The organism is Moorena bouillonii PNG (assembly GCF_001942495.1).
GTDB lineage: Bacteria > Cyanobacteriota > Cyanobacteriia > Cyanobacteriales > Coleofasciculaceae > Moorena > Moorena bouillonii.
In genome coordinates this window covers 3,697,847-3,705,248 of sequence record NZ_MKZS01000001.1, presented here as the reverse complement: position 1 = coordinate 3,705,248, position 7,402 = coordinate 3,697,847, and the positions used below count along the sequence as shown (strand labels likewise).

The 7,402-nt window shown below is 43.8% G+C and carries 7 protein-coding genes; 1 reads left to right on the top strand and 6 read right to left on the bottom strand.

What is annotated here, in order from left to right; all coding sequences use genetic code 11:
* Nucleotides 1-30: 30 nt before the first annotated feature.
* Nucleotides 31-195 carry a hypothetical protein gene (locus BJP37_RS39280; RefSeq protein ID WP_158069595.1) on the bottom strand — a complete coding sequence of 55 codons (165 nt, stop codon included), beginning with the start codon at nt 193-195 and terminating at the stop codon, nt 31-33.
* 258 nt (nt 196-453) lie between these two features.
* Here BJP37_RS39280 and BJP37_RS15110 point away from each other — a divergent pair, with 258 nt between their 5' ends.
* Nucleotides 454-1,329: an Rpn family recombination-promoting nuclease/putative transposase gene (locus BJP37_RS15110; RefSeq protein WP_075899954.1), complete on the top strand. Its 876-nt coding sequence runs from the start codon at nt 454-456 to the stop codon at nt 1,327-1,329.
* A gap of 280 nt (nt 1,330-1,609) precedes the next feature.
* On the opposite strand, the gene BJP37_RS15105 is transcribed toward BJP37_RS15110, so the two are convergent.
* From BJP37_RS15105 to BJP37_RS15085, 5 genes are all read right to left on the bottom strand, one after another.
* Entirely contained in the window at nt 1,610-2,995 is a 1,386-nt protein-coding gene (locus tag BJP37_RS15105) for a formylglycine-generating enzyme family protein (protein WP_075899952.1), read from the bottom strand.
* Between the two features lie 28 nt (nt 2,996-3,023).
* Nucleotides 3,024-3,515, bottom strand: a complete 492-nt coding sequence (locus BJP37_RS15100) for a hypothetical protein (protein WP_075899950.1) — start codon at nt 3,513-3,515, stop codon at nt 3,024-3,026.
* Nucleotides 3,516-3,934: 419 nt separating this feature from the next.
* Complete coding sequence (locus tag BJP37_RS15095; protein ID WP_075899948.1) at nt 3,935-4,117, bottom strand: hypothetical protein; 183 nt, start codon at nt 4,115-4,117, stop codon at nt 3,935-3,937.
* Between the two features lie 448 nt (nt 4,118-4,565).
* Nucleotides 4,566-4,790, bottom strand: a complete 225-nt coding sequence (locus BJP37_RS15090; RefSeq protein ID WP_143727626.1) for a hypothetical protein — start codon at nt 4,788-4,790, stop codon at nt 4,566-4,568.
* A 465-nt stretch (nt 4,791-5,255) separates the two neighbouring features.
* Entirely contained in the window at nt 5,256-7,211 is a 1,956-nt protein-coding gene (locus tag BJP37_RS15085) for a hypothetical protein (protein ID WP_075899946.1), read from the bottom strand.
* Between the last annotated feature and the right edge of the window lie 191 nt (nt 7,212-7,402).

The following is a 7,402-nucleotide window of genomic DNA, read 5'->3' as shown; positions in this document are numbered from 1 at the left end:
AAATCCTACAAACTTTACATACCAAGCATTTCAGACTGTTTCGTCGCCCCCCCAGGGATAGATGCTGATGTGTGGTAGTGTTGTTGGTGATTCGGTAATGGGTTGAGCAACAATTTCTATTTGAGGTGTAGAGATGTCTTGAATTAGTTGTTGCTTAAGCTGCTCGCTGATTTGGGATAGTAAGTGTTGAATCATTTTTTTTAGATAATGGGTAATAGGTAATAGGTTATGGGAGTTAGGCAGCCGTTTTTGAGGTCTGATTCTGTGTGATTTTACAAACAACAGTCTCTAGGGTAAGGAATTGTTTCCTAGATTCAAGTATACATCCATATACGGGCGGGTTCCCTGCTTGTGTCTGGTTTAACTACATTACCCATTCCCTATTAACCATTATCATTACCATTACGATTAATGTTACTATAGGTATAGCTATAGTTAAGTAATGACCTAAATGTGAAAACCGACACCATCTTCTATCGCCTGTTTCAATCGTTTCCCAGTATCTTCTTTGAATTAATTAACCATTCCCCTACAGAAGCACAAGCTTATCAATTCGCCTCTGTGGAAGTCAAACAACTAGCATTTAGAATTGATGGAGTATTCCTGCCGACAACCACCACAGCCCAACAACCGATTTATTTTGTAGAAGTCCAATTTCAGAGGGACTCTGAATTTTACTCCCGCTTCTTTACCGAAATTTTCATGTACTTAAACAAAAACAAAATCAGCAATGATTGGCGTGGTGTGGTGATTTACCCGAGCCGCAATGTGGATAAAGGAGCTACTCAACAATATCAAGAATTAGTCGATTCCCCAAGGGTATCTCGGATTTATCTCGATGAATTAGCCGAGACCTCTGCACCATCGGTGGGTATAGCTACAGTACAGCTAATTGTAACCGAGGAAGATACTGCGATCTCACTTGCTCAAGACTTGATTCAACGAACCACTGAGGAGATAGACAATGAACGACAAAAGCGAGAACTTCTACAATTAATAGAGACCATACTAGTGTATAAGTTACCCAAACTCAGTCGCACGGAGATAGAAGCCATGTTTAGCTTAAGTGATTTACGGCAAACCAAAGTTTATCAAGAGGCTTTAGCCGAAGGTAGGCTTGAAGGTATACAAGAAGGGAGACTTGAAGGTATACAAGAAGGGAGACTTGAAGGTATACAAGAAGGGAGACTTGAAGGTGAAATTCAAGGCAAATTAAAGTCCATACCTCGGTTGTTAGCGTTGGGGTTAACCGTAGAACAAGTTGCCCAAGCTTTAGAATTAGAGGTTGAACTTGTGAAACAGGTGCTCCAGCAGTCAACGGATCCCTGAAACAACAAGCATCCCATAGAAAAATCGCATTCCCTAGGCTAGGGTGGGCAAATAATGAGAGTTTGGCAATTTTATCAGCAGTCATGTCCATTTGACCACCCTACAAGATCCCTATCCTAAATTCCCGATTACCAATTCTTAATTCTCAATTCTCAATTCTCAATTCTTAATTCTCCATTCTTAATTCTCCATTCCCGATTCCCGATTCCCGATTCCCGATTCCCGATTCCCGATTACCTATTACTTAGAAAAAGGCGAAAGGGCAAAGAAGATTCCACGCCTAGGAATAAACTACCCGAAAACCGTGGTTATGCTTCCTGCTGCTCGTCGAGCTACTGAGGCGATAGGTACAGCGGCAGTACCTTGAGTTGCCGTTCCAAGAGCCACCGCGCAGCAACCGATTATTATTATTATCAATACGGGCACTACCGTCTACTGGGGCACCATAATAGTTGCCATGCCAGGTATCTTCACACCATTCCCTGACATTACCCATCATATCATACAATTTCCAGTTATTCGGGTTTTTTTGTCCTACTGGATGAGTTTTGTGATCAGAATTACGATTGTACCAAGCATACTCTCCTAGTTCTGACTCATTGTCACCAAAGTAATATCTAGTTGTCGTACCTGCTCGACAGGCATATTCCCATTCTGCCTCACTCGGCAAACGGAATTTTCGACCCTGGAGTGGACCCTGAAATTTTTGATTGAGTCGCTCACAAAATTTTTGACAATCATGCCATGATACATTATCAACGGGTAGCTTATCGCCTTTAAAGTTAGATAGGTTTTTGGGGTCATCCTCAATCTTAAGTTTAGGGTTACCAAGAACGGCTTGCCACTGCTGCTGAGTTACTGGAAATTGTCCCATCCAGAACCCTGATACATTTACCAAATGCTGGGGGCCTTCGTCATCACTGCGCCTAAATTCACTAATAGGGGAACCCATCAAGAACATACCTCCTGGGATGTATGCCATTTCCAAAATGACTCCTTGAGCTAACTTAAAGGATTCTATTTTTATGTCATATAATTTTGGCTCATATAAAAGCTTTATGATGTAGGCTTTGAGGCTATCGTCTAACCCTTGCACTTTATTGTCTACATAGTTTTTCACTGCCAGTTGCGTGGGGACTACTACCAGGGAGGATTCTCTGGATTGGCCGATGGTGTCACTAAATTGCGCTACTTGTACGCCCTGCCCCAGTTGCAGACTGCCCTTGAGTTGTGTAGCACCCTCTACCGTCAGCGTCTCACTGACTTGGAGCTTTTTAGTTTCAAACGACTCAAGGGCCCTAGCTTCTACCCCTTTCACTTTATGGTCTACATAGGTTTTCACTGCCAGTTGCGTGGGGACAGCTTGATTCGATTCCCCTGCCAAGGTACCATCGCTGGAAAATTCATTGACCGCTTCTCCTAATTCTAGTTTCAGGTTTCCCTTGACTTCCAGTTTAGCGGTGGGAGTTTCTGTCCCAATTCCTACGTTGCCCTTAACGTTCAGGGCTTCTGCAATGGTTAGAGGTCCCTGGAAGCTTGTTGCTTTTTGTTTTATGTCTTTAAGAGTATTCCCCAAACGGTCAATTTCACCCATGGCGGCATTCCAATCTGCCGAAAGGATCAAATCTCCAGGATTTTTCTGTTTTGGTTCAAAGCCGTTGGTCATTGCTGCTCCCTAAACTGTATAGTTTTCACTAAAACAAAATTTCCCACACCAGAGTTAATTTAAAATTTTCGCTCTTGGTAATTTTCGGGAAAGTCACTCGATTATACATGATTCCCTGGTCTTTTTTTTTGCTATTGAACAACCCCGCTTCAGTTAACTCAACTGGCTGTTTATCAGGTTCCCCAAAATCTAGGTCTACAGACAACGTAATTTTACACTTTTTGTCATCTTCCTCAGTTTTTTTTAAATCTTTGCCGAGGTCAAACGGTTTAAGTTCTTTACGAAACACCTCTTTTCCCAATTGAGTATCCGTAGCTGGGTTAACAGCGGTGTTGCCAGTCCCTAAGGCGATGTAGCGGATCGGGTCAATGGTTTGATTAGTAAATAACTTAGCAACTAATTCCCGCCCTGTGTAAACAATCGAGTTGTCAGCTTTAACTTCCTGCACCAGCTGATCTTGAGGATTATAGGTTTGGATAGTCAACCTACCTTTCATGTCGAGGCTTTCGGCAATTTTCATATAAGAATGAAGAATGAAGAATTAAGAATTAAGAATGAAGAATGAAGAATTAAGAATGAAGAATGAAGAATGAAGAATTAAGAATGAAGAATTGAGAATGAAGAATGAAGAATTAAGAATGAAGAATGAAGAATGAAGAATTAAGAATGAAGAATTGAGAATGAAGAATTGGGAATTTAGAGGGAATCGGGAATCGGGAATCGGGAATCGGGAATCGGGAATCGGGAATTTAGAGGAAATCGGGAATCGTAAATCGGGAATTTAGAGGGAATCGGGAAGTTAGAAGTTAGAAGTTAGAAGTTAGAAGTTAGAAGTTAGAAGTTAGAATCTAGATTAACCATTCTTAATTCTTCATTCTACATTCTTAATTCTTCATTCTACATTCTTAATTCTTCATTCTACATTCCCTACTCCCAGGGCTATTTCATTCTAAAAAGTGCCAAAATATGCTTAAGCCCAAATTGGCATTTTCTTTGTGCCTGAGCCATGTTGTCAAACCCTGCATCTCGATAAAGATTCAGAGCTAAATTACGAGCGATCGCCCTTCTTTGTACCAGAGGAGTTGTCCTGATACGAGATTTATCAACACCGCTGAGTGACATCAACAGACATAATGAACTTTGTTCTAATCGCCCCAATAGCCTCGAATCCGCTTGGGCTTTTGTTCAGCCGTTTCTTTCAAGTCAGAGATATAGTATCGGATCTGGGTCAGAAAGCGTGTTTGTAGTAATCCGTCGGGACTGAACTTGAATCACGGTAGCTAATCTTTGCCTTGAAGGCAAACCTTGGGTAACGTGGGCTTATACTAACACTTCGTTTTTCTATTCGACCGTGTCCAATATTTATCTGTTCAAAAGATTGCTGAGGAACGAACTGCTGCTGGGCGGCTGCAACTCGTTTTGGTTGGTTCACATTACGAGGGCTGCATTAGAGTGATTCCCACTATCGATGATCAGCTGACAAGTTTTTTTTGGGTGTTTATAGCATCAAAGGCAAAAACCACGCCTTTGAGCGAAGCGTGCTTTAATAAACTCTGGCACTGCCTTAATCTCATTCGTTTTTTTGTCTACCTGATCTCGCTTGAGAATTAATCCTCTCTCTACCAAGTAGGCACTCACGCTCCATAATTGCGGGATGGCGATCGCAATGTGGATTGTCTTGTTCGACCATAAATGACCCTCTCAAAACTTTCCCATCTACCCCATTAGTCTCTCCCGCTTCCGGAGTGATCTCGAAAAAGCAAGCTAGCCTTGCTGAATAATCGGAAGTTACCATGTTCAGTAACACTCGGCGGATTGTGCTGTATGATGGCAGTCTGTTGACTTGAAACAATTGGCTCAACTCCTCACGATTGTTTCAATCCAATCAGCGATCGCGCTTTAATCCAATATTGCCCTGCAGCGACTGCGCTGGGTAAAGATAGCCAGACATATAGCCACTGAGTGTCTTCTTCCCTGGCCTCTACGAGCATCTGGTAAATAAGAATTGGCTTCTAAAATAGCAATTTGACCCATCGATGTTGATTCTCTTGTGCCCTTGTGCCGGGAGCAGGTCTTGCGTTGCACAACAAATGAACTATGTACCATCACAGCAAGCTTAAACCCATGAGGGGGCATAAGATTTAGTACAAATGTTCTGCATAAGGGACATGCTCCCTCTTGTGCCTTAGCATCTTATCTTACCATCTAGAATGAAATAGCCCTGCCCTACTCCCTACTCCCTACTCCCTACTCCCTTTCTTCAACCAAAACCATTCCCGCTATCAAAGCCCGTATAGTCAAATACTCCACAAGTAAGCAGGTTATCAGACATTTCGTGGACTACTCCCTCTGGATAGGGAACCTGAATACTACTAATAGTCAAGGTATCTTCGGCAAGATGTTCTTCCAGAAAAGGAGAACGCTCGACTCCCAACCGTGCTACCATCTCGTGAGTTTCCTGAAAGCGCTTTTCATAGGTAATCATCCCCAGAACACCAGCGGCTTTAACCTTGTCAATAATTCCAGCAATTTGATGGCGAGGATGGTCCCCTGCTTGCTGAAACTTATCAGTAAAGCCGGGAATATCCCAAGGAATTTTTACCTCAAACACCCCTGGGGTGAGTTTGTAGAATCTCATTTCCAGAGAGACGGCGGGTTGACTCAAGGCAAAGGTGGTTTCACCAAAGCGCTGTTGGTCAAATCGTGCCAGGGGAACCCCCTCAGCTAACTGGGCTTCCAGCCGCCAGCGAGAGGTTTGCGTTGGTAGTTGGGGCGTTCCTTCTGTTGCATAAGGTTTACCGTTGACTTCAACAGTATTCTCTCGAAAGGACAATACATCGGATGCCCTCGCTTCTCCTTGGTAAGTAACCGATTCTTCAGTATCGCACCTAACAACTCGCAAATTGTATAATACCACAGGCAGACTTGGCTGAACTGCCAGGAAAATTTCGATTTTCTCAGGCTGCGGGTTGGGGTTATATACCTCAAATTCTGCCCCAAGTCTCAGCACGTAGGAATGTTCTGGCTGATTATGAGGATGCAACTGAGTCAGCCGAGGCATGAACTCTTTAATTTCAATGGTTTCCTTAGCAGCTTGAGCTGCGGGAGAATCTCCTAAAATTCCCAAGTTGGCTGCCACCAAATCAATAATCCCTTGCTTGGTAGCTGCTCCTTGACGGAGGATTTGAATCAAACCTTTGAGTCGCTCTCGGTAAGGAGCATAACTCTTGGCAATCTCATTGGGATAGGCGGCTTCTAGCAATTGCCGATTCTGGATAATCAGATCATTTCCCTGGGGAGGGGTTTCTGGTCGGGGTTGGTCGGTGTCTTGGTAAGTTTTTTGGTATAGTGAGGGGTCTTCAAGACACCGATTGAGTCCGTTTATTAACCCCTGTTCTACCTCCGCCAGAGTGGGTATAGGGCTAGGGCTGATATAGTCTGGATAGGCAGCCTCTAACAACAAGCGATTGAGACGTTGTCGGTCTTCCCCGATTGGTTGTTGTGCCAGCAATGGCTGAGCTGCTTTGCCAAGAGTCAGGGTTTGGAAGTATGGCTTATTTTTCCGATAGAGGGAGGGATTAAGCAGCTGTTGGTTGAGTGTTTGCACCAGTCCCTGCTGTAGGGGGTCAGGAAGCGGGGGGAAACCGTCATAGTGATTGAGCAGTTCTAGGGTTTCTGGGGGCAAGTGAATTTTGAGATAATGACTGAGTTGATCGGTAGCAACGGTAGCAACCAACAGCTTAATGGCCAGACCGGGCAGATCCCTGAAAGACTCTAGGTTAAATTGAGCCTGGGAAACCTGATAGCGCTCCAGAAGGCTCTTGGTATCGTGATCAAGTTGCGATCGCAAATACTGAGACAGTTCATCCCTGCCTTCATGAAGTTTCTTGGCCAAGTTACTGACATTTTTAATACTCCCTGGACTAAACTGGTGACTAACCTGTACCAGTTGAGAGGTGCCCCCTAAAGCTTCTAGGTAGAGAGCAAAAAGTTGATCTAAATCTCCCTTTTTGTTAGCAATAAAGCCTTGAGAACCTTCATTGTCAGCGGTATCCACATGATGGGAACGCATCACAGCGAGCAAGTCGGTTTCCCCTTGCTCTAGCAAGACGCCAAAGACATCAATAAATTGGTAGAGCAAACTCTCAACATTGGCTCCGTCATAGAAGTGAGGAAACCGATTGGTGATGCTGGTGGTTTTGCCGCGTTTTTCCATTACCTATTACCTATTACCTACTCAAACTCCCCCTTTATAAGAGGATATCTGAAAAGTTTTTTGATACTAAATTTTGCCCCCCTAGCCCCCCAATTCTGGGGGGAACAAGAATCCAATTAGCTGGGAAAAATCCCCCTTGCTAAGGGGGACCAACGGGGGATCTCCGAGGCAAGAAGACACGCCCTAGCCCC